28 protein-coding genes are annotated in these 23,801 nt (G+C 34.5%); 27 read left to right on the forward strand and 1 reads right to left on the reverse strand.

What is annotated here, in order from left to right:
* Nucleotides 1-404: 404 nt before the first annotated feature.
* Together AB8B52_RS07820 and AB8B52_RS07825 are read left to right on the forward strand one after the other, a co-directional pair.
* Nucleotides 405-2,231: a sodium:solute symporter gene (locus tag AB8B52_RS07820; RefSeq protein WP_406026873.1), complete on the forward strand. Its 1,827-nt coding sequence runs from the start codon at nt 405-407 to the stop codon at nt 2,229-2,231.
* Entirely contained in the window at nt 2,212-3,189 is a 978-nt protein-coding gene (locus AB8B52_RS07825; protein ID WP_406026875.1) for a Gfo/Idh/MocA family protein, read from the forward strand. Before AB8B52_RS07820 ends, AB8B52_RS07825 begins: the two co-directional genes overlap by 20 nt.
* A gap of 210 nt (nt 3,190-3,399) precedes the next feature.
* Here AB8B52_RS07825 and AB8B52_RS07830 read toward each other — a convergent pair whose 3' ends face one another.
* On the reverse strand, nt 3,400-4,245 hold the full coding sequence (locus tag AB8B52_RS07830; RefSeq protein ID WP_406026877.1) for a DUF2911 domain-containing protein: 846 nt from the start codon (nt 4,243-4,245) through the stop codon (nt 3,400-3,402).
* A 180-nt stretch (nt 4,246-4,425) separates the two neighbouring features.
* On the opposite strand from AB8B52_RS07830, the gene AB8B52_RS07835 reads away from it, so the two are divergent.
* From AB8B52_RS07835 to AB8B52_RS07955, 25 genes are all read left to right on the forward strand, one after another.
* Nucleotides 4,426-4,752: an ArsR/SmtB family transcription factor gene (locus tag AB8B52_RS07835; protein WP_406026879.1), complete on the forward strand. Its 327-nt coding sequence runs from the start codon at nt 4,426-4,428 to the stop codon at nt 4,750-4,752.
* A gap of 35 nt (nt 4,753-4,787) precedes the next feature.
* Entirely contained in the window at nt 4,788-5,357 is a 570-nt protein-coding gene (locus AB8B52_RS07840) for a hypothetical protein (protein ID WP_406026880.1), read from the forward strand.
* A gap of 31 nt (nt 5,358-5,388) precedes the next feature.
* The gene (locus tag AB8B52_RS07845) at nt 5,389-6,282 is read left to right on the forward strand and encodes an arsenite methyltransferase (RefSeq protein ID WP_406026882.1); all 894 of its coding nucleotides are present in this window, start codon (nt 5,389-5,391) and stop codon (nt 6,280-6,282) included.
* A 14-nt stretch (nt 6,283-6,296) separates the two neighbouring features.
* Nucleotides 6,297-6,920, forward strand: coding sequence for a low molecular weight phosphatase family protein (locus AB8B52_RS07850; protein WP_406026884.1), 624 nt, complete (start codon nt 6,297-6,299; stop codon nt 6,918-6,920).
* Nucleotides 6,921-6,952: 32 nt separating this feature from the next.
* Nucleotides 6,953-7,615 (forward strand): MIP/aquaporin family protein, encoded by a 663-nt coding sequence (locus AB8B52_RS07855; protein WP_406026886.1) that lies wholly within the window; start codon nt 6,953-6,955, stop codon nt 7,613-7,615.
* A gap of 127 nt (nt 7,616-7,742) precedes the next feature.
* Nucleotides 7,743-8,399 (forward strand): TetR family transcriptional regulator C-terminal domain-containing protein, encoded by a 657-nt coding sequence (locus tag AB8B52_RS07860; protein WP_406026887.1) that lies wholly within the window; start codon nt 7,743-7,745, stop codon nt 8,397-8,399.
* Between the two features lie 28 nt (nt 8,400-8,427).
* A complete protein-coding gene (locus AB8B52_RS07865) occupies nt 8,428-9,738 on the forward strand; it encodes an ABC1 kinase family protein (protein WP_406026889.1) in 1,311 nt (436 codons plus the stop codon).
* Nucleotides 9,739-10,368, forward strand: coding sequence for a flavin reductase family protein (locus AB8B52_RS07870; RefSeq protein WP_406026891.1), 630 nt, complete (start codon nt 9,739-9,741; stop codon nt 10,366-10,368).
* A 62-nt stretch (nt 10,369-10,430) separates the two neighbouring features.
* On the forward strand, nt 10,431-11,852 hold the full coding sequence (locus AB8B52_RS07875) for an SDR family oxidoreductase (RefSeq protein WP_406026893.1): 1,422 nt from the start codon (nt 10,431-10,433) through the stop codon (nt 11,850-11,852).
* A 45-nt stretch (nt 11,853-11,897) separates the two neighbouring features.
* Nucleotides 11,898-12,050 (forward strand): DUF2256 domain-containing protein, encoded by a 153-nt coding sequence (locus AB8B52_RS07880; RefSeq protein ID WP_406026895.1) that lies wholly within the window; start codon nt 11,898-11,900, stop codon nt 12,048-12,050.
* Nucleotides 12,020-13,327 (forward strand): DASH family cryptochrome, encoded by a 1,308-nt coding sequence (locus tag AB8B52_RS07885; protein WP_406026897.1) that lies wholly within the window; start codon nt 12,020-12,022, stop codon nt 13,325-13,327. Before AB8B52_RS07880 ends, AB8B52_RS07885 begins: the two co-directional genes overlap by 31 nt.
* Nucleotides 13,328-13,721: 394 nt before the next feature.
* Nucleotides 13,722-15,206 carry a cryptochrome/photolyase family protein gene (locus tag AB8B52_RS07890; protein ID WP_406026899.1) on the forward strand — a complete coding sequence of 495 codons (1,485 nt, stop codon included), beginning with the start codon at nt 13,722-13,724 and terminating at the stop codon, nt 15,204-15,206.
* Entirely contained in the window at nt 15,196-16,689 is a 1,494-nt protein-coding gene (locus AB8B52_RS07895) for a deoxyribodipyrimidine photo-lyase/cryptochrome family protein (protein ID WP_406026901.1), read from the forward strand. The genes AB8B52_RS07890 and AB8B52_RS07895 overlap by 11 nt, the downstream gene beginning before the upstream one ends.
* 102 nt (nt 16,690-16,791) lie before the next feature.
* The gene (locus AB8B52_RS07900; RefSeq protein ID WP_406026903.1) at nt 16,792-17,226 is read left to right on the forward strand and encodes a hypothetical protein; all 435 of its coding nucleotides are present in this window, start codon (nt 16,792-16,794) and stop codon (nt 17,224-17,226) included.
* Nucleotides 17,223-17,495 (forward strand): TIGR03643 family protein, encoded by a 273-nt coding sequence (locus AB8B52_RS07905; protein ID WP_406026905.1) that lies wholly within the window; start codon nt 17,223-17,225, stop codon nt 17,493-17,495. Before AB8B52_RS07900 ends, AB8B52_RS07905 begins: the two co-directional genes overlap by 4 nt.
* 55 nt (nt 17,496-17,550) lie before the next feature.
* Entirely contained in the window at nt 17,551-18,243 is a 693-nt protein-coding gene (gene folE, locus AB8B52_RS07910) for a GTP cyclohydrolase I FolE (protein ID WP_406026907.1), read from the forward strand.
* Nucleotides 18,244-18,246: 3 nt separating this feature from the next.
* A complete protein-coding gene (locus AB8B52_RS07915; RefSeq protein WP_406026909.1) occupies nt 18,247-18,474 on the forward strand; it encodes a hypothetical protein in 228 nt (75 codons plus the stop codon).
* A gap of 3 nt (nt 18,475-18,477) precedes the next feature.
* Nucleotides 18,478-19,164 carry an SDR family NAD(P)-dependent oxidoreductase gene (locus tag AB8B52_RS07920; RefSeq protein ID WP_406026911.1) on the forward strand — a complete coding sequence of 229 codons (687 nt, stop codon included), beginning with the start codon at nt 18,478-18,480 and terminating at the stop codon, nt 19,162-19,164.
* Between the two features lie 96 nt (nt 19,165-19,260).
* Complete coding sequence (locus AB8B52_RS07925) at nt 19,261-19,800, forward strand: glutathione peroxidase (protein ID WP_406026913.1); 540 nt, start codon at nt 19,261-19,263, stop codon at nt 19,798-19,800.
* Between the two features lie 5 nt (nt 19,801-19,805).
* A complete protein-coding gene (locus tag AB8B52_RS07930) occupies nt 19,806-19,976 on the forward strand; it encodes a Lacal_2735 family protein (RefSeq protein WP_406026914.1) in 171 nt (56 codons plus the stop codon).
* 1 nt (nt 19,977) lies between these two features.
* Nucleotides 19,978-20,442: a TspO/MBR family protein gene (locus AB8B52_RS07935; protein WP_406026916.1), complete on the forward strand. Its 465-nt coding sequence runs from the start codon at nt 19,978-19,980 to the stop codon at nt 20,440-20,442.
* 56 nt (nt 20,443-20,498) lie between these two features.
* Complete coding sequence (locus AB8B52_RS07940; protein WP_406026918.1) at nt 20,499-20,966, forward strand: cell division inhibitor; 468 nt, start codon at nt 20,499-20,501, stop codon at nt 20,964-20,966.
* Nucleotides 20,967-21,108: 142 nt separating this feature from the next.
* A complete protein-coding gene (locus AB8B52_RS07945; RefSeq protein ID WP_406026920.1) occupies nt 21,109-22,413 on the forward strand; it encodes a cryptochrome/photolyase family protein in 1,305 nt (434 codons plus the stop codon).
* A 212-nt stretch (nt 22,414-22,625) separates the two neighbouring features.
* Entirely contained in the window at nt 22,626-22,988 is a 363-nt protein-coding gene (locus AB8B52_RS07950; protein ID WP_406026922.1) for a SnoaL-like domain-containing protein, read from the forward strand.
* Between the two features lie 181 nt (nt 22,989-23,169).
* Nucleotides 23,170-23,763: a phosphopantetheine-binding protein gene (locus tag AB8B52_RS07955; RefSeq protein WP_406026924.1), complete on the forward strand. Its 594-nt coding sequence runs from the start codon at nt 23,170-23,172 to the stop codon at nt 23,761-23,763.
* Nucleotides 23,764-23,801: the final 38 nt, after the last annotated feature.

Here is a 23,801-nt window from a genome sequence, read left to right on the forward strand (position 1 = left end):
AAGTGAGAAGTGAGAAGTGAGAAGTGAGAAGTGAGAAGTGAGAAGTGAGAAGTGAGAAGTGAGAAGTGAGAAGTGAGAAGTGAGAAGTGAGAAGTGAGAAGTGAGAAGTGAGAAGTGAGAAGTGAGAAGTGAGAAGCTACAAATAATTTAACAACAATTAACTTAACAACAAACAACTTAAGAACAAACAACTAACAATCCACATCCATCCGAAGCTTTAGCGAAGGTGGAACTAACTAACTAACTAACTAACTAACTAACTAACTAACTAACAACAACCAACATGCACAACCAAGACCAACCACAACCGAAGCAAAAATGGAATAAAATGTACACTGCCGTATTAATTGCAAATGCTTTATACATCGTTTTATTTTACTTTATAACAGCGTCATTCGCATAGCATGCCTCAAATTTTAGATTGGATTGACTGGACGGTTTTAATTGCCACATTAGCCACAATTGTAGGTTATGGCACTTGGAAAACCAGAGGTCGTAAAAATGCACAAGATTACATAAAAGGTGGTAACACTTCAAAATGGTGGACCATCGGTTTATCAGTAATGGCAACCCAAGCCAGTGCAATTACATTCCTTTCTACAACTGGCCAAGCCTTTTCTGATGGTATGGGATTTGTTCAATTTTATTTTGGACTTCCTATTGCCATGGTCATTATCTGCTTGGTATTTATTCCGCTTTATCACAGACTTAAAGTTTATACGGCTTACGAGTTTTTAGAAAATCGATTCGATCTTAAAACCCGAAGTCTTACAGCCATCCTATTTTTAATTCAACGCGGTTTGGCTGCTGGCATCACCATCTTTGCACCTGCCATAATTCTTTCTGTCGTTTTAGGTTGGAACATCGTTACCCTTAACATCGTCATTGGTGTTTTAGTCATTATCTATACCGTTTCTGGTGGTACAAAAGCCGTAACTGTAACCCAAAAACAGCAGATGTTTGTCATTTTTGCTGGTATGTTTGCCGCTTTATTTATCATTATTGGTTTAATTCCAGAGGAGGTTTCTTTTACAGATGCCATCGATATTGCTGGTGCTTCTGGTAAAATGGAAGTCTTAGATTTTTCATTCGATTTAGAAAATCGCTATACCGTTTGGACAGGCCTTATTGGTGGAACTTTTTTAATGTTGTCTTATTTTGGAACCGACCAAAGCCAAGTGCAACGCTACCTTTCTGGTAAATCTATAAAAGAAATGCAAATGGGCTTACTCTTTAATGGTATGCTTAAAGTGCCAATGCAATTTTTTATACTATTGGTCGGTGTAATGGTCTTTGTGTTTTATCAATTTAATCCGTCGCCTTTAAACTTTATTGACGCGTCTACGCGAACCGTTTTAGCATCAGATTATGGTGATGACTATAGAGCACTTCAAGATAAACAAGCCACATTATTTCAAAAGAAACAAACCCTTAGTTTAGCCTTGTCTAAAAGTGAAGATTCGAGCTTAAAACGAGAACTATTTCAACTCGATAGTATAGAAAAAACCTACCGTTCAGAATCTAAATTTCTGATTAAAAAAGCGATCGATCCAGACTATACTTTAGAATACAACACCCTTCAATCTGAAATTAATGCTCTAAAATCGAATCCTGAAAGCGAAGCCTACATCTTAAAATCTGCTGAACTTACAACACTTTATAAAGACGCAGCAAAAGACACGCAAACCAACGATAGAGATTATATGTTTATCCGCTTTATTTTAAACCATTTACCAACTGGTTTAATTGGGTTATTATTGGCCGTGATTTTATCCGCAGCCATGTCGTCCACAGCTTCAGAAATTAATGCCTTAGCCACTATTACCTCTATTGATTTATACGGTAGAAATCAGAAAGAAGATAAAAGTGACGACCATATGGTAAAAGTCACCAAATGGTTTACCCTAGGTTGGGGAATTGTAGCGATTATTATTGCCTGTTTTGCAGATTTGGCCGAAAATTTAATTCAACTCGTTAATATTATCGGTTCTATATTCTATGGGAATGTATTGGGTATATTTTTGCTGGCCTTTTTCTTTAAGCACATTAAAGGCAATGCTGTTTTTATTGGAGCACTCATCACTCAAGTAATTGTTGTTATGGGCTGGTGGTTCGATTGGATGCCGTATTTATGGCTCAATCTTTTTGGTTGTGTTGTGGTTATTGGTATTGCGAATCTTCTTCAAGCGGTATTACCTAAAAAAGCACAAAGTGACATTCAAAACAATTAATTGGGGAATTATTGGTGCTGGGAACATTGCTCATAAATTCGCCACAGACTTAAATTCAATAGAAAACACTAAGCTTTATGCAATTGCATCGCGTTCTTTAGATAAAGCCGAACAATTTGCTAAACACTACAATGCAAATAAAGCGTATGGCGATTATGAACGTCTTGCTTTAGATCCGAATATAGACGCGATTTATATTGCTACACCACACAGCTTTCATAAAACACATACCTTATTATGTCTAAAGCATCATAAACCTGTGCTTTGCGAAAAACCATTCGCCATGAATTTAGAAGACGTTGAAGCGATGATTCAACTGTCAAAACAAAAGAACACCCTTTTAATGGAAGCGTTATGGACAGCTTTTTTACCTCATTTTCAATACGTACAAGATCTCATTAAAAACAAACATTTCGGAAACGTAAAGTCTTTAGAAGCCGACTTTGGCTTCTTTCCACCTTATGATGAAAGCTCAAGACTATTCGATAAGTCTGTTGGTGGTGGCAGTTTATTGGATATCGGAATATACCCAGTGTTTGTTGCACTTACAATGTTAGGACAACCCAATACAATTGAAGCTAATGCAGAATTTTTTCTCACCGGAGCAGATTCAGAATGCTCGATTGTGTTTCAATATGATAATTCAAAAGCACTTCTAAAAAGTACCTTGCTAAAAGAAACTAAAACCGAAGCTATTTTTAAATGCGACACTGGAACTATAAGAATTAACGGTCGCTTTCATGAGCCAGCAACAGTCACCTTAATTGATAACTATGGTAATTCTGAATTAAAGACTTTTGATTATAACACCATTGGTTATAGTTATGAAATTGAACATTTTAATCAGTTGATTAGAACTGGTAAAACTGAAAGTAATATTATGACTTTAGAAAAGAGTCGTCAGTTAATTTCTACATTAGACCAGATTAGAACGCTAATTGGTTTGAAATATGCTTGAAGAAATTCAATTTAATCTTTAAACAGTGCACTCTTGGTTGGTACTATTTAAAAATCGTTTCATTCAAAATCACCTTCAAAATATATAAAAAAACGCAACTGCTTCAGTTATATTAGTAACCAAAGCCGTTGCGTTATGTTTCTTGAGCGACGTCTAGATTCTAGTCTCTATTTTCTAAAGTCTAATATCTAACGTCTAGCATCTAAAACCCTACTTAGCTCCCCATTCTTTAAGAGAATCTTCGTTCATTTTAACGTAATCTGCATTCTTATTCTCTTTAGCTAAAGCCAAAGATTTTTTAGCAGTAGCGATAGCGTTTTTAGTGTCTCCCAGTTTTGCGTACAATAAAGACTGCTGTCTCAATTGCCAAAATGCTGGTTCTTTTACCATAGACATCGCTGTATCCATCCACTCTTTAGCTTTTTCTAAATCTTTACCTTCTGTTAAATTATAAACTGCAGCCGCATAATAATCGTTAGCAGATGGTCCTGCCATTACTTTTTCAATAGACGACGTTACTGTTTTGTCTGTTGGCACTTCAAACTTAATATTCGCCATTGTGTTTTCCCAGATAAAACCTAACTCGGCTGAGTTATTGGTTAAGTTATCAAACGTAATGGTGAACGTTTCAACAGTCATTGGCATTTTCATAGTTTTCACCGTCGTTTTTGCAGCGACTTTAGTGTCGTCCCATTTTCTTGGTGTTCCCCAATTTTCAGTATCTGCATAAAAGACAACATCCCAAGACGTTTCGTTTGGTGTTACAAAAATAGAATATGCACCTGCTTTTAACTCTTGGCCATCGATAGTAACAGCATCACTAAACGTAATCATAGTGTTTTTGTTAGCTCCTGTTCTCCACATTTTACCGTAAGGCGTTAAATTTCCAAAAATGGCTCTTCCTCTCATACTTGGTCGAGAATATTCTAAAGTCACATCTGTTAAACCAACCTGCTGCTCAATCTTAGTGAAAGGACTTGGCTGTGGTGTCTTAATCTGTGCATTTACCGAAAACATTAAAGTTAAAGCAAATGTAAAAAGTAGTAATTTCTTCATAATTTATAGTGTTATGTGTTTGTTTTTAATAACACACAAAATTACAACTAAAGGCAAATCATCTATGTTAAGGAATACTTAAAAAGGATGGGATTCTGAGGCACTATTTAAATTAAACGACTAAAAACTAGTAAACAAAAGTTATTAATCGTAATATTGCAATATATAAATATTAAAATTATGGGTTTAACGAAATCTGAAATGTTTACCACACCACAAAATCAAATAGCCATGATTGCGAAAGCTTTTGCGCATCCTGCAAGAGTTGCTATTCTTCAATATTTATTCAAGATTAAATCGTGTATTTGTGGAGATCTTGTGGATGAAATTGGACTGGCACAACCTACCATTTCTCAGCATTTAAAAGAATTAAAAACCTTAGGATTAATTAAAGGAAATATTGAAGGCACTAGCGTTTGCTATTGTATTGATGAACACAAATGGGCCGAAATGAAAACCGTTATCTCAGATTTCTTAGACCAAAATCTGATTAAAAATTGCTGTTAGTAGCAAAATGCATCACCTTAAACACAGAACCAATTATGGAAATTTTACACCTCTTATCCATGCTATGCTTAACGGCTTTTATGATTTTAGCCACTTACGATGGTGCGTATCTTCACCTTTGGAAATTTGAGTTATTCAACAAAAAAGAAAGTCATTTTGAACACCACACACATACAGCTAGAGCACTTTTATTTCCGCTCATCGTTTGGCTGTTATTTATAGAAACGAGTAGTATCGCCTTTTTTATAGGTTTAGCTTTTGTAGCTTTAGATGTCCTTGTTTTAGGTATGGATGCTTATTCCGAAAAAGAAAGTCGCAGTTTTATGAATGGCTTACCACAATGGGAATACATTTTACACCTCTTTGCCAATAGCTTTCATTTTGCTGCCCTTATTTTAATCATTGCTACGCGTTTTACCATTGCAGATTCAAGTATCGTCTACTCCACTGCATTTTTATCCTCTCATATTTTTGAAACCACACAACTGATTGCGGTAACTATTTTGCCTGGTGCTATGTTATTAGGGCTATTGCATTTGTTTCTAGCTTCCAATTTAGGTAAACAACTTTGGAATAGACATCGACTAAAAATTACCTGTTGTTAATAAACTCATCTCACCTTAAAAAAACATGACTATGAAAACCGAACAAGAACTAAAAAATATCGTTAAATCACGTTACTCAAAAATTGCCGAACAAACTAAAACTGATAATGCAGCATCTTGCTGTGGCGCCACAACGACGTCTAACAAAGTGTATCATATAATGATGGACGATTATTCAGAAACTGAAGGTTATGCAAGCGATGCAGATTTGGGATTAGGTTGCGGATTACCTACTCAATTTGCACAAATTAAAAATGGAGATACGGTTATAGATTTAGGTTCTGGAGCTGGCAATGATTGTTTTGTGGCTAGACATGAAACAGGTGTAGAAGGAAAAGTTATTGGTATCGACTTTACACCTGTAATGATTGAAAAAGCAAGATATAATGCCGAGAAGCTTCACTATAATAATGTTGAATTTAGAGAAGGAGACATTGACGATATGCCTGTAAGTGATGATGCTGCTGATGTCATTGTTAGCAATTGCGTTTTAAACTTAGTACCGAATAAACAAAAAGTGATTTCGGAAATCTACAGAGTTTTAAAACCTGGTGGTCACTTTAGTATTTCAGATATTGTGCTAGTCGGTAATTTACCAAAGGCTTTAAAAGAAGACGCGGAAATGTATGCAGGTTGTGTTGCTGGCGCGATACAAAAAACAGAATATCTTCAATATATTATGGATGCTGGTTTTTCAAACATGACCATTCAGAAAGAAAAGCCAATTATAATACCAGACGATATTCTCAGCAAATATATGAATGAAGCCATAATCGCTGAATTTAACTCAGAAAACGTTGGTATTTTTAGTGTTACCGTTTATGCTGAAAAACCTAGTGCAAAACATCCAAAAGTAAAAGCTCATATTAATGCCAAAGTACAAGATTCGAATAACAACTGTAATCCCATGTCTGGCTATTGCTAAAAAACATAAATATAATGCTATATCATAAACTAAATAAGCTGATTGAAACACTAGACACCTCGTCAATTTCAAAAGAACGTCAATTGATTTTGAAACCGTTGATCGATTTCATTCAAACTAAACATACGTCTAAAGGTATTATCAATCTCAACTTTATTTGCACACACAATTCAAGACGTAGCCATTTATCTCAAGTTTGGGCGCAAACTATGGCACATTATTTCGATATAAGTCATGTCTTTTGCTATTCTGGCGGCACAGAAGCGACGGCATTATTTCCTGTGGCTGCAAACACATTAGAACATGTTGGATTTAAAATTCAAAAACTATCTGAGACCACAAATTCCGTCTATGCGATTTCCTATGCGGAGAATGCGCATCCTGTCATCGGATTTTCTAAAACTTATGATGATGCCTTTAATCCTGAATCTGAATTTGCTGCAATTTTAACCTGCTCTAGTGCTGATAACGGTTGTCCATTCATTGCTGGTGCAGAACAACGCATTTCTATAACTTATGAAGATCCAAAAGCATTTGATAACACTCCTGAACAGGCAGAAAAATACAGAGAACGTAGCCTCCAAATTGCTACTGAATTAAAGTATGTGTTTTTAAACGTAAAACCCTTAGAAAACTAAATGCTGAGCCATTTAACAATTCAAACAAACAAATGACTTTAGGAAAAAAAGGATTAGCAGAATTCATCGGTACGTTTACCATGGTGTTTTGTGGTTGTGGAGCCATGACGGTTAATGAAATCACAGGAGGAAGCATTACACATGTTGGTGTTGCTATAACTTGGGGTTTAGTGGTTATGGCCATGATTTATGCTTTTGGTGAAATCTCTGGCGCGCATTTTAATCCCGCAGTAACGGTTGGTTTTGCTATAGCAGATAAATTTAGCTGGAAACAAGTTCCTGTTTATATCATATTTCAAACGGCTGGTGCATTTTTGGCTATTGTAATGTTGTGGGTGCTTTTTCCTGAAAGTGAAAGTTTTGGTCATACCTATCCTGCAGATGGTTTTGCACCTTACAAAGCATTTATATTTGAATTGTTACTCACGTTCTTTTTAATGGTTGTTATTATTAACGTCTCTACAGGAAGTAAAGAAATAGGAACTATGGCAGGTATTTCAGTCGGAGCTGTTATTTTATTAGAAGCCATGTTTGCTGGACCAATGACTAAAGCGTCTATGAATCCTGTGAGGTCGTTGGCACCTGCTGTCATTTCCGGACAGCTACAACATTTGTGGCTCTATTTAATTGCGCCTTTTATTGGCAGTATTTTAGCTGTTTTGAGTTATAAATTTATGAGCAAGAATAAAGCCTAAGAGCAAGTAAAGACCACATGACGCTTTCATATTTTTGATATCCCATTTTCTTGTTAAATTTTGTTTAACTATTGACTAAATAGATTAAACATTTCGTATCTTTACGCTGTATTAAAATTAAATTACAATGGCTAAAAAGAAATCAATTAAACAATCAGATCTTATAGAATTTTATATGGATCATGTGTTAACGCACAACCACAAGCCAAAATCCGTATATGCATTTGCAAAAGAGAATAACTTTGAGGAGCAAAAATTCTATGAGTTTTTCGGAACGTTTGATGCTTTAGAACAATCAATTTTCAAAATATTTTTCGATCATACTTTAGTGGCTTTAGAAAAAAGTGAGGACTATCAATCTTTCGATGCAAGAAATAAATTACTGAGTTTCTATTTTACCTTTTTTGAAATTTTAACGGCAAATCGCAGTTACGTGGTGCATGCCTTACATTCCGAAAAAAATAAAATGGCATCGCTTAAAGTCTTAAAACACTTAAAGAAAAGTTTCAGTAATTATATAGAGCAATTAGACATCCATACCATTGATCTTAAGCAAGAACAATTAGAAAGATTTCAAAAGCGCTCCATAAAGGAATCGGCTTGGTTTCAATTATTAGTAACCATGAAATTTTGGTTAGATGATACCTCTGCCTCTTTTGAAAAGACGGATATTTTCATCGAAAAATCAATTAAAACGAGCTTTGATTTAATTGACACCACACCTTTAAAAAGCATCATCGACTTTGGCAAATTTTTGTACAAAGAAAAAATGCATTCTAACTAAATAAGATACTGAAGCAAGTTCAGCATATATGAAAACTATAGACAGTATTCCAATTACGAAAATCTCGCGCGCCTCGAAACTTGTTTCAACAGGTGCCAAAGTAGGTGTCAATTATTTGAAATATTATGGAGATAAGATGGTCAACTCTAAGGAGGATGCCAAAAATCGACTTAATGAAAATAATGCGGAAGACATTTACGACAGTCTTAAAAAATTAAAAGGTAGTGCCTTAAAAGTAGCACAAATGCTTAGTATGGAAAAAAGCTTGTTACCACAGGCTTATGTAGAAAAGTTTTCTTTATCTCAGTTTTCAGTACCACCATTATCACCACCTTTAGTTATAAAAACATTTAAAAAATATTTTGGGAAACATCCCGAAGATTTATTTGATACTTTCAATGCAACTTCTGTTAACGCTGCCAGTATTGGCCAAGTCCATATTGCAGAGAAGAATGGGAAGAAATTTGCTGTGAAAATCCAATATCCTGGAGTTGCGGAAAGTATATCGTCTGATTTGGCTTTGGTAAAACCAATTGCCATGAAGATGTTTAATATTAAAGGAAAAGATTCCGACAAATATTTTAAAGAGGTTGAAAACAAATTAACAGAAGAAACCAATTACATTTTAGAGATTGCGCAGAGCAAGGAAATTGCCAATGCTTGTAAGCACATCCCTAATTTAAAATTTCCTGAGTATTACGAAGCATATTCCTCTGAGCGTATCATTACAATGGATTATATGAAAGGGGATCATCTTTCAGAATTTGTAGCAACCAATACCGATATTGAAAAGTCGAATAAATTAGGACAAGCACTTTGGGACTTTTACATGTTTCAAATTCATAAATTGAAAAAGGTGCATGCAGATCCACATCCTGGTAATTTTTTAATTTCTGAAGAAGGTAATTTAATTGCGCTCGATTTTGGATGTATGAAAGCCATACCAATGGATTTTTACACACCGTATTTTGAACTGGCGAAAAAAGAAGTGATTAACGATCCTATTAAGTTTTCAGAAAAATTGCACGAATTAGAAATTTTGAAAACTACAGATACCAAAGATGAAATTGCGTTTTTTAGTGCCATGTTTCATGAATTGTTAAGCTTGTTCACTAAACCATTTCATGCTGAAGAATTTGATTTTTCTGATCCAGAATTTTTCAACCAAATTTCAGAAATGGGACAACGCTATTCTAAAAGTACAGAATTACGTAAAATGAATGCAGACCGAGGCTCTACCCATTTCATTTACATTAACAGAACGTTCTTTGGCTTGTATAACTTAATGTTTGATTTGAAGGCTGAAAACGTAAAAATCAACAATTTCAATACCTTATAAATGGCAGAATTTAGTGCTAAGGACATTGACGCGTTACATCATCTCTACCGCATTAATCTAATTAATAGTTGTAGTGGTTACAAATCAGCAAACCTCATTGGCACTAAAAGTACTGATGGTGTTTCTAATGTTGCTGTATTTAGTTCGGTGACGCACTTGGGTTCTAATCCTGCTTTGTTAGGATTTTTTCTAAGACCAACAACAGTGATGCGTAATACCTATCACAATATTAAAGAAACAGGAACGTACACCATTAACCATATTCACGAAGGTATTTTAGACGATGCACATCACACCTCTGCTAAATATGATGGTTCAATTTCTGAGTTTGACATGACTCAACTCGAAGAAGATTATAAGGCTAACTTTTTAGCACCCTTTGTAAAAGGATGTCCAGTGCAAATGGCTATGAGTTATGTTGAAGAATATCCAATAAAAGCCAATAATACCATTTTAGTTATTGGTAAAATTGAACAACTCTATGTGCCAGACGCACTATTAGAAAAAGACGGCTATATCGATTTATCTCAAGGTAAAGTTGCCACAATAAACGGTTTAGATGGTTATGCAATTCCTGAACTGAAAGTACGCCAAGACTACCAAAGGCCAAAAGACACTAACGACAAGTAATTCTTTTTCCCTTTGGATACGTTAAGCGAAAATTGAATTAACAATCTAAAGAAAAAAGGCGCATGAAAATACTCATCACAGGAACCACAGGCTACATTGCCAAACGACTAGCGCTTCAACTTCTCGAAGACGATCACCAACTTGTATGTTGCGTAAGAGATATGAGCCGTATTCCCGATGAAATCGAAGAGCATCCCAATTGTACCTTTATAAAAGTTGATTTTCTAAAACCAGAAAAAGCCCAAATTCCAAAAGATATTGAAGCGGCTTACTATCTAATTCATTCCATGGCAACGTCTTCAAGTAATTTTGAAGCATTAGAAGAAACTTGTGCTGCCAATTTTAAAAGTTTGGTGTCCAAAACCGATTGCGAACAGGTCATTTATTTAAGTGGTATTGTCAATGATGATTCGTTATCAAAACATTTGAAATCGCGATTACAGGTTGAGAATACGTTACAGTCAGATGCTTATGCACTCACCACATTACGGGCTGGAATTATAGTTGGTAGTGGCAGTGCCTCATTTGAAATCATTAGAGATATTGTTGAAAAATTACCAGTAATGGTCACGCCAAAATGGCTTAACACGAAAACACAACCTTTAGGTATTAGAGATGTGCTTAGTTTTTTATGTGGTGCCTTAGGCAAAACAGAACTCTATAACAAGCACTTCGATATTTTTGGTCCTGAAATACTGACTTACAAAGAAATGCTGTTGCAGTTTGCAGAAGTTCGAGGATTAAAGCGGCATATTCTAACATTGCCCATTTTGACACCAAAATTATCATCGTATTGGTTGTATTTTGTAACCTCTACCTCGTTTCAGCTCGCTTCTGCTTTAGTAGATAGTATGAAAGTTGAAGTGATTGGAAAAACCAGTAACATCGATGCTATTATTGGCGTAAAACCAATGGATTACAAAACAGCAGTCGATTTAGCATTTCAAAAAATTGAACAAAATGCTGTAGTTTCCAGTTGGAAAGATGCCGTGAGTAGCGGTGTTTTTAAAGATCAGCTTTCTAAACATATTGAATTACCGCATTTTGGTTGCTTTAAAGATGTACGGAACCGAACAGTAACAGACGTTGATTTTACATTAGACCGTATTTGGAGTATTGGAGGACGCAACGGTTGGTATAGTTTTAATCGTCTTTGGAAACTTAGAGGCTACATGGATAAACTCTTTGGTGGTGTTGGATTAAGACGTGGAAGAACACACGACACCTATTTAGAAGCTGGAGATCCATTAGATTTTTGGCGCGTACTCTATGCCGATAAAACCGAAAAACGCTTGTTACTTTTTGCTGAAATGAAGTTACCTGGAGAGGCTTGGCTCGAATTTAAAATCGTAAAAGACAAACTCTACCAACGTGCTGTTTTTAGACCAAAAGGAGTTTGGGGCAGATTGTATTGGTATTCGGTCATACCATTTCATGCCTTTGTGTTTAATGGGATGATTGATGCTTTGGTTGAAAAGAAATGAATTGAAAAACATAAGTACAAACCTAGCAAGATAAACAACATAAAAATGCCAAAAGGAGTCAAAAAACAACATTTACCTGAAAAGGATTGTATCGTTTGTAAAAAACCTTTCGCTTGGCGTAAAAAATGGGAAAAAGATTGGGATAACATAAAATATTGTAGTGAAAGATGCAGAAGACAAAAAACAACACGAACCTAGTTTGGTTTAGAAATGATTTAAGAACAAAGAACAATGCCGTTTTAGCAGAGGCTTGTAAAAATGGAAATGCCGTTATTGGTATCTATTGTTTTGATCCAAAATATTTTGAAGTCAATAAACGTGGCTTCAAAATCACCGAAAAATACAGAGCTAAATTTTTAATTGAAACCATTGAAGATTTAAAAGCACAATTGGCAGCACTAAATATAGATTTGCTAGTCTATCATGATGCGCCTGAAAACGTCATTCCGACGGTTTGTGCAAATCATAATGTGTCTGATATTTATATTCAAAACGATTGGACAAAAGATGAAATTGCCACCGAAACAGCGTTAAAGTCAGAATTAAAGACCGTTGCATTTCATAAAATCTATAACCAATTTTTATACCATCCTGACGATATTAATTTCGAAATTGAAAAAACACCACAAGTATTTACGGTTTTTAGAAAGAAATTAGAAAAGTATGTCGCTATAAGAGAAGAAGCGACTATTGAACAACTCGAAATAACGAATCGTATTGAAAACACTACTCAAATTCCGAGCTTACATGATTTAGGTTTGGAAGATTTTGAAAGACATCCACATTCGGCCTTTCCATTTAAAGGTGGCGAAACGGAAGCTTTAAAACGTCTCGATGATTACTTTTTTAACACGAAAAAACTAGGCTTCTATAAAAAAACAAGAAACGGTTTAGTTGGCACAGATTACAGTTCAAAATTTTCGGCATGGTTAGCAAATGGATCAATTTCTGCAAGAACAATTTATTGGAAAGTGAAACAATTTGAAACCGAACATTATAAAAATCAATCGACCTACTGGTTAATTTTCGAATTGATTTGGCGCGATTATTTTAAATACGTCTCATTAAAACATGGCAGCCAAATCTTTAAAATAGATGGTATTCTGAGAAAGGATTATGAATGGAGCACCAATCCCAATCAAATTGAAAAATGGATTAATGGTGAAACCCAATCAGATTTTGTGAATGCCAACATGATTGAACTAAAAGAAACCGGTTGGATGAGTAATAGAGGACGACAAAATGTAGCCTCGTATTTCGCTAAAGAACTAAAACTAGATTGGCGCATTGGTGCTGCGTATTTTGAATCCTTACTCATCGATTACGACGTGCATAGTAATTATGGCAATTGGATGTACGTAGCAGGAGTTGGCAATGATCCAAGAGATCGAAAATTTAATGTGCAGTTACAGGCCGAACGTTATGACGAGCATGGTAAGTTTCGAAAACTTTGGTTGCAGCCGAGTTTGTTTTAGGTGTTTAAAATATTAATAAAACTATGCTTATTATCGTTAAAAATCCTGCAAGGTTTCGAAAACCTTGTAGGTATAAAATTATAATAGTTACTACCTTAAGTGCAGTTAAGAGGTCGTTAAATAATGTTATACAAACAAGGTCTCGACTGCGCTCGACCTGACAAACAGAGAAGTTCTAATAAAAAGAACTCTGAAACAGAATGTAATCTTGCATGGTTTCAAAAAAATTGTAATTATAAATTATTATTAAATAAACTCAAAATGATAAAAGACCTCACAGGTTTTCAAAACCTGTGAGGTCTCAAAAGCATAAAGCAATTGAAATAAAAAGATTATTAAAAGTCTTAAAGGTTTTGGAAACCTTTGAGGTTTAGAAAAGCAAAAACAAAGAACATTGAAAACAAAAGAAGCCATACTCATATTTCCACACCAACTATTTAAAGACGCAACCATTTTAGATACTGATTGCGCTATTTATTTGATAGAAGAATTCTTGTTTTTTAAACATTATAAATTCCATAAACAGAAAATAGCATTTCATCGCGCTACGATGAAGTCTTACGAAAGCTATTTGCAATCCATAAATAAGACGGTTCATTATATAGAAGCAACAACAGACCAGAGCGATGCAAGACAACTCATTTCTAAACTTATTGAAGATGGAATTGAAACGCTTCACATAACAGATCCAACGGATAATTGGCTTCAAAAACGTATCAATTCAGCTTCAAGCACTATTAGTGTTAATTGGTATAAAAATGAACTTTTCATCAATAGTAAAGACGAATTAAGTTCCTTTTTCAAGCCGACTAAAAAGAAATTTTTCCAAACGTCTTTTTACAAACAACAAAGAAAAGAACGCGATATTCTGATGGTTTCAGGCGAACCAGAAGGTGGGAAATTAACCTACGATAGCGATAACAGAAAAAAATATCCAAAAGACAAAACACCACCACATATTCAGTTTCCTGATAAAACAGATTATCATAAAGAAGCCGAAGCTTATGTAAATACAAACTTCAGTAATCATTATGGCGAATTAACTGATTTTGCCCTCTACCCTATTGATTATGAAACTTCAGATGCTTGGTTCCAACAATTTTTGGAGGTCAGATTTCATGAATTCGGAATTTATGAAGATGCTATTGTTAGACAAGAACATTATCTCAATCACAGTATTTTATCGCCACTTATTAACGTTGGTTTGTTAAAGCCAGAAACCGTCATTAATGAAGCCATTGCTTTTGCCAAAGCCAATGACATTCCTTTAAATTCAACCGAAGGTTTTGTAAGACAAATTTTAGGCTGGCGCGAATTTATTAGAGGAGTTTACGAAGTAAAAGGCACCGAAGAACGCAACAAAAACTTCTGGAACTTTAATCGAAAAATTCCGGCTTCGTTTTATGATGGCTCAACTAGCATTCAACCGATTGATGATGTCATTAAAAAAGTTCTCAAAACTGGTTACGCACATCATATTGAACGCTTAATGATTCTCGGTAATTTTATGGTGCTTTGCGAATTTGATCCAGACGACGTGTACGAGTGGTTTATGGAACTCTTTATTGATGCTTACGATTGGGTCATGGTACCAAATGTGTATGGCATGAGCTTGTTTGCAGATGGAGGTTTAATGTCCACAAAACCTTACATCAGTAGTAGCAATTATATTAAAAAAATGAGCGACTATAAAAAAGGAGATTGGCAAGCCACTTGGGATGGTTTATTCTGGACGTTTATGGATAAACATCGCGATTTCTTTTTAAGTAATCCAAGATTGGGCATGCTGATTCACACCTTCGACAAAATGAAAACGGAAACTAAAGAGAATCATTTTGAAGCAGCCAAACAATTTTTTAAAATTTTAGATGATGAGTGAAAGAGAAGCTATAAATGTGGTTTGGTTGAAGCGTGACTTAAGATTAGAAGATAATGAAGCCATTGCCAATGCCTTAAAAACAGGAAAACGAACGCTTATAATTTATGTTTTTGAACATATCCTGCTGAACGACGACCATTATAACGACAGGCATTTCAATTTTGTTAAAGAATCTGTTAGAGATTTAAATATACAATTAGCACCTTTTAATTCAAAAGTGTTAGCCGTTACAAGCGATATCACCAGTGCATTTAATCAACTGCAAGAGTTTTACAAAATAGACACTGTGTATTCTCATGTAGAAACCGGATTATTAATCACCTATAATAGAGACAAAGAATTTACCAGATATTGTCGTAATAATTTTATCAATTGGGAAGAAAGTAAAAACAATGGTGTAGAACGTGGTTTGGTCAACCGAGATTCATGGTTTGATAATTGGGAGGCTTATATGCATCAAGATTTAGAAGTGTTTCAGCCAAAAACGAATCAATTATTAAACACTTCAGAAATTGAAACGCTCGAAAATGTTTTTACCAAGACCAATCTAGAGACACCTGAAGCTGCTAAATTTCAAAAAGGAGGCAGTACTACAGGTTGGCGTTATGCCAATAGTTTTTTTGAAAGTAGACATGAAGAATACATGTTTAATATTTCTAAACCAGAAGCCTCACGCAGCAGTTGTAGCCGAATTTCGCCATACGTTGCTTGGGGAAATTTATCGATACGTCAAGTATTTCAAAAAGCAAAACACGTAAAAACAACCTCAAAAGACAAAAAACATATTGGTGCGTTTATATCGCGTTTAAGATGGCAATCTCATTTTATTCAAAAGTTTGAGATGGAACATACTATGGAAGAAGCTAGTGTGAACAAAGGCTATCATAAACTGAAGAAAGTACTATCCGAAACCTACCAAACCGCTTGGAAAGAAGGACAAACAGGATTTCCATTAGTAGATGCCAGCATGCGTTGTCTTAATGCCACAGGTTATGTCAATTTTAGAATGCGTGCCATGTTGGCATCTTTTTTCACTCATATTTTATGGCAGCCCTGGCAAGCCGCAACCACACATTTATCTAAACAATTTTTAGACTTTGAACCAGGCATACATTTTCCACAATTGCAAATGGCAGCTGGCGAAACTGGGATTAATACCTTAAGAATTTATAATCCCACAACCAATAGTCTTAAGCATGATCCTGATGCCACATTCATAAAAAAATGGGTGCCAGAATTGGCAGATTTAGAGACACCTTTTGTACACGAACCTTATTTAATGACCGAATTAGAACAAGTCTTTTACAATTTTAAACTCGGTGAAAATTACCCAGAACCTATCGTAAACATTAAGGAAAACAGAAAACGTGCAAGTGATATTTTATGGAATATGCAAAAAGATGCAGATGTCGTGCGCGATAGTTTTCGCATTCTAAAACGACATACCATTACAGACCGTAACCGCCTGCTAAAAAACGAATAGCCTTCATTGCAATTGCACCATTTTTCTGACAATCCTAATTCTCTGTTAATTTTTGTTTAACGATACTTATTAAAGGTTAAACATTTTGTAACTTTACAGTATATGATATTAAATACCACACATTTTAATCCAGAGCATAAACAACTAATTGCTGATTTAATTGGCAGTTCGTTCACTTTGGTACAAAAATTGAAACTAGGAGGTGTAGGATCTAAACGCATGATTATTGATGATGTGAGTCCGAATATGAAATCCATGATGAATATGGTTTCGGATACCAACTATGCCAATATAGAATTAAGACCGAAAGGCATTTTAATAATGATTAATAAAGGTCTTAAGAATTTCACTTGGGTCATTCCTTACTATCAATTGGTAATTTACAAGATAAATGGATCAAGCATTCATGCACAAGGTCGCTTTGTGCACTTTAGAAACAGTAAAACATTTAGAGAGAATAAAAAATTCTTCGACAAAATGCTCGATGAAAAAGTAAAGTATGATGCACAATTTTCAATGCCACACGATTTAGTATGAATTTAGAAGACAGACAAATTGATCGTGTTATAGAAATGGCTTGGGAAGATAGAACCCCTTTTGAAGCAATAACATTTCAATTTAATTTAAAAGAACAAGAGGTTATTAATTTAATGCGAAGAGAATTAAAACCAAGTAGTTTCAGATTATGGAGAGCACGAGTCCAAGGCAGAGCTACTAAACACAGTAAAAAAAGAACTTTTGATAAAGGCAGATTTAAATGTTCGCGTCAAAGATCAATTTCAAATAACTCAATTTCAAAACGTTAATAAGTGCTTTGATTTAAGCTTTGAGTACTTAAAGCCAGCACATTAAAAAGATTTTATGAACACAGAAACAATTACTAACAAAAACGGTCAAAAATTAGAAAACTTCAGCATTGAAGATATTGGAGACGACCACCTTTTTACAAGTTTAGACACACCAATGAAGCCGAACGCTTTTGATATGTCTGACGAAGAAAAGAAAAACCGCATTTCAATTTTATTTACAGAAATAATGGATGTTTTAGGTTTAGACCTCACTGACGATTCATTAAAAGGTACACCAAACCGAGTAGCTAAGATGTATATTGAGGAAATATTTTCGGGCTTAGACCCTAAAAACAAACCTAAAGTGGCCTTGTTTGATAATAAATATCAATACAACCAGATGTTAGTGGAAAAAAATATTACCTTTTACTCGAATTGTGAGCATCATTTTGTGCCGATCATAGGAAAAGCGCATATTGCCTACAAATCATCTGGAAAAGTAATAGGCCTCTCAAAATTAAACCGAATTGTGCAATATTACGCGAAGCGTCCACAAGTACAAGAACGTTTAACGAACCAGATTGCAAACGAACTGAAAACAGTTTTAGAAACCGATGACGTTGCTGTAATCATTGATGCAAAACATTTATGTGTATCATCAAGAGGAGTAAAAGACGATACTTCTGCAACAGTAACCACGTATTATGGAGGTGAATTTAATACCTCTGCGAAGATCGCAGAATTACAGAATTATTTAAACAATTAAGCTATGGACACAGTAGAAAAAGCTATCGAATTTGAAAACAGAAAGTTTTCTTTCAAAACAACAAGTGACAGAATTTTGGCTGCTAGAGAAGCGAAAGACTTAATACTAGAGGTCAACGAATTATATAAAGAACAAAAAGATTCAAAACTTATGGATCTCATGAAACGTTTAACAGTGATCAAACAAAAAATTGAAAAACGTTTAAAAGGAAGACCGTTAACGGCATCTTAAGGTATGAGTAGATTAATAGTGGTTGGAGGAAGCAAAGGTATTGGCAATGCAATTGTCACATCTTTGCTTTCTTCTTATGACGAAGTCGTAAATATTAGCAGAACAGCACCAGAAACAACGCATTCTAATTTAAAACATTATACCTGCGATATTCTTAATGATGAACTACCAGATATAGACGAAGCCGATGGTTTGGTATATTGTCCTGGAAGTATCAATTTAAAGCCTATTAATAGATTAAGTATTGAAGACTTTAAATCGGATTTCGATATTAATGTGATTGGTGCCGTAAAAGCGATTCAGAAGTATTTACCAGCTTTAAAAAAGGGTAACAAACCAGCAATTTTGTTGTTTAGTACAGTTGCCGCAAAACTAGGCATGCCCTTTCACGCAAGCGTTGCAGCTTCAAAAGCTGCTATCGAAGGTTTAACGAAATCTTTAGGAGCAGAATTAGCACCAACCATACGCGTAAATGCTATTGCACCTACCGTTACTGATACAGATTTGGCGTCGAAATTATTACGTAATGAACGTATGATCGAAAATATGAATGAGCGTCATCCGCTTAAAAAATATTTACAGCCTCAAGAAGTTGCAGATATGGCAGGTTTCTTATTATCAGAAAAAGCAGCCTCATTATCGGGTCAGATATTTGAAATGGATTGTGGTATTGTAAGTTTTAAAATATAATCAGAATGTCAACTTGACTGCGGTAAAAACCATGTTTCAATCAAACATAAGCATAGGTTTCGACCGCATTCAATAAGACTAAATATAAGCATCAACATGAATCCATTAAAAGCATTTATTGGTACAATCGGCACTACTGATACAGATGTAAAGCAAAACGCTTCGAAACCCTTGTATGATATTGCTATCAATAGTCTTCAAGGCCAACCAATTGATTTTAATCAATTTAAAGGTAAAAATCTACTTTTTATAAATGTGGCTTCCAAATGTGGATTCACACCTCAGTATAAAGATTTACAAAAATTACAAGATACCTATAAAGACAATTTAGTAGTCATTGGTGTGCCTTGCAATCAGTTTGGTAAACAAGAACCTGGCAATTCTAATGAGATTCAAGAATTTTGTGAGGTCAATTATGGTGTATCCTTTTTAATCACTGAAAAAATCGATGTTAAAGGAAGTAACCAACATCCATTATATGCTTGGTTAACCAAAAAAGCAGTTAACGGTAAACAAAACTCTACCGTAAAATGGAATTTTCAAAAGTACTTGATTGATAAAAATGGTGAGTTTGTAGACTTCTACTACTCTATCACTAATCCAACAAGTTCAAGAATTACAAAATATTTAAAATAAAGGCTATGTTCGGACTATTTAAGAAAACTTCAGAAGTTGATAAACTTCAAAAACAATATGAAAAATTAATGGCAGATTGGCACAGACTCTCTACAACAGATCGTGGTGAAAGTGATAAAAAATATGCCGAAGCAGAACGCATTGCTGAAAAAATAGAAAAATTAAAAAAGGGCTAAAGTGAAGAAAGGCTACCTTCTCGTATTATTTCTTATGATTAATTTCGGAGGTTTAGCCTTAGGAAATTGGTTTATGGGAGATGCTGTTACTGGAGAATGGTATACCAACCTAAACAAAGCCCCTTGGACACCACCAGGTTGGGTTTTTGGAGCAGCATGGACGCTCATTATGTTGTGTTTTTCAATATACTTAAGCTATTTGTTTAGTATCAGAAATTCTAAGTTTGTGATTGCTGTTTACAGTGTCGCAGTCCTTTTAAACGTCGCTTGGAATTACCTGTTTTTTAATCCACAATTAACAACATTAGCCTTAGTCAATATCACTTTGTTAACACTTGTGATCACCTATTTCTATATCAGTTTTGGAGACGATAAACTCAGTCGTTTAAAATATTTATTATTGCCTTACATCATTTGGCTTTGTATCGCAACATCTTTAAATGCATATGTTGTGCTTTATAATTAGTTTTGGCTTAGCTCAGCCACCATAATTAACTGCATTTAGCTACCAAAAACATATCAATGAAAATCTATAACATACATCAAAAACAAAAACTGCCCATATCTTTAGACGACGCTTGGGATTTTCTTTGTAACCCAAGAAACCTGTCTAAATTAACACCCGCAGAAATGAACATGACAATTATTTCTGGTGCAGACCGTCCGATGTACGCAGGCCAAGTTTTACAATACAGTGTAACACCTCTTGCAGGCATTAAAACCAAATGGGTTAGTGAAATCACCCAATATGAACACAAAAAATACTTTGTAGACATTCAGCTTTATGGCCCTTATGCTTTTTGGCATCATACGCATTTTGTACACGAAATTGAAGGTGGTGTAGAAATGGAAGACCTCATCAGTTACAAAGTACCACTTGGTATACTCGGCCAAATTGTAAATCCGTTAATTGTGAAACCAAAGCTCGAAGCGACCTTTAATTACAGAAAAGAACAAATGGAAGCGATGTTTGGAACGTATAAAAAATAAGAGTTTCTGATTTCATTATGTTCTTCAAAAATTGTAATATTTGAGCTTTAAAACATTTCGAGTTTATAGTATAGTAATTATGTTTAAATTCGAATTTTGATTTAAATAACCAATCACCAAAAACAAAATTTCATCTGTAATTATGACGAAAAAAGTAAACCTCTTTTGGTTCCGACGCGATTTAAGACTAGACGATAATAAAGGTTTTTTTGAAGCTTTAAAAGGCGATTATTCGGTGTTACCTATTTTTATTTTCGATTCAGAAATACTAGATAAGTTACCAAAAGATGATGCACGTGTTACATTTATACATGAAACACTGCAAACCATGCGGCAAACGTTACAAGACGAGCATAAGAGCAGTATTGCGATGTTTCATGGGAAACCATTAGATATTTACAAACAGCTTATATCTGATTACGAGATTAATACCGTTTATACGAATCATGATTACGAACCTTATGCCACAGAACGTGACCATGAACTCAAAACGTTTTTAGAAGAGCACCAAATTGAATTTAAAACCTACAAGGATCAGGTTATTTTTGAAAAGGACGAAGTCGTAAAAAAAGATGGAAAGCCTTACATGGTTTATACACCTTATATGCGTGTTTGGAAGGCACAATTTAAAACCTTAGATTTTCAAATTTATGATACAGCTGCCTATTTTGATAATTTAATTGAAAACAGTAAACTTCCGAACTTGAGTTTAGCAGATATGGGTTTTGAAACATCCAATCAAAAGATAAGACCTTATGAAGTGACACCTGCTTTGATTCAAAATTACGAGGACACCCGAAATTTTCCAGCTAAAGATTCAACCTCACGTTTAGGTCCACATTTACGTTTCGGAACTGTGAGTATTCGTAAAATGGTTGAAAAAGCAATCGCTGAAGAGAATGAAATCTTTTGGTCCGAATTAATATGGCGCGAATTTTTTATGCAAATTCTATGGCATTTTCCACATACCAAAGGCAGTGCCTTCAAATCTAAATACGATAGAATTGAATGGCGAAATAATGAAGCTGAATTTAAACTGTGGTGCAACGGTGAAACTGGTTATCCACTAGTCGATGCTGGTATGCGTCAACTCAACGAAACAGGTTTTATGCACAACCGCGTTCGCATGTTAGTGGGCAGTTTTCTTTGTAAGCATTTATTGATAGATTGGCGATGGGGCGAAGCGTACTTCGCAGAAAAATTACACGATTATGATATGTCTAGTAACGTGGGTAACTGGCAATGGGTTGCAGGATCTGGTGTTGATGCTGCCCCTTATTTTAGGATTTTTAATCCCACTTCACAAATTCAAAAGTTTGATAAAAGCTTAGAATATATCAAAAAATGGGTGCCAGATTTTCAAGAACTTACCTATCCGCAACCTATGGTAGATCATAAAATGGCAAGAGAACGTTGTTTAGAAACTTATAAATCTGCTTTAAATTGAGTTTTTTTTACTCTTAATACAATAAAATGAAATCTTTTACGTTGCTAATTATAAGACCGTTTAGGTTTTAACCGAAATAACCATTTCAACAAACAATTTTTAAAAGCTCTGATTTAGTCTTCAGAGCTTTTTTAGTTTCTAGCCTTACTGAAATACAGGGTCTTAAAAATGTTTTGCTATCTTTAGGAACACAAATTTAAAATACTACTGATATGAATACTTGGGGAGTTGCAAAAAAATGGAAAGAAATGTGCGAAAAAGGGAAGAATCTAGAGTGCATTAACGAACTCTATGCCGAAAATGTTGTGAGTAAAGAAATGCCTGGAATGCCAGGAGAACATATTATTGGCAAACAAAATGTGTGGAATAAAAATAAAGCTTGGTTAGATAGTGTAGAAGAATTTCACGGCAGATCTATCAGTGCACCTATTGTCGCTGGAAATCATTTTACAACAAAAATGAAATTCGATCTAACCTTTAAAGATAGAGGAAGACAACAAATGGAAGAACTCGCCATTTTTGAAGTTAAGGACGGTAAAATCACTAATGAGCATTTTCTTTATGCTATGGACTAGGTTGGTTGGTAGATTTTTAGTTTTATAAATTTGAGAAAAAACTGCGAAAACTAAATTTATATATAATTACGTCATTGTCATAGTTTGTATAAATCTTCTCAAAACTTAGATTTAATTTTTACTTATTGAAAGTCACTTTTCTAATATAACACTGTTATAAAAAATTTAGAACTAAACGCATATGGGATTAGATTCTATTGCATTACTAATGTCAGTTGAGGATACCTTTGGAATAAGAATAGATGATTCCGAGGCTAAAAAAGTTTTTACCGTAAAAGACTTTATGGATGCTATTTATAGAAAAATCATTTTGAACCCTATAGATAAATGCTTAACCCAAATCGTGTTTTATAGAATTAGAAAAGCATTCAAGAAATTGAACTTAACGGATTTAGAAATAGAACCAAACAGCAAAATTTCAGATTTGCTTACACCATCCGCTCTAAAACTAAATTGGCAACGATTAGAAGTTGAACTCGGTCTTAAATTACCTGAATTAGTTGCTATTGACTTTAATCCTAATTTGGACGCCTACGTAAATTTTTTTGGAATTAGAACTATCAAAAGAAATTTAGCGGTTACAAAAGGTACTATCAGATCATTAATTGATTGGATATTATCTTTAAATTTTGAGAAGATTATTGACATTCAAAACATCAGTAATACATATGAGATTGAACGCATTGTCTTAGGAATTGTTAGTAAAATAATAGGAATTCCCATTTCCGAAATTCAATTAAAACATACATTTATCAACGATTTAGGAATTAACTAATAAAAAAGTGTTCTACCAGCACATATCATCAATTCCTC

This window comes from Winogradskyella sp. (genome assembly GCF_045105575.1).
GTDB lineage: Bacteria > Bacteroidota > Bacteroidia > Flavobacteriales > Flavobacteriaceae > Winogradskyella.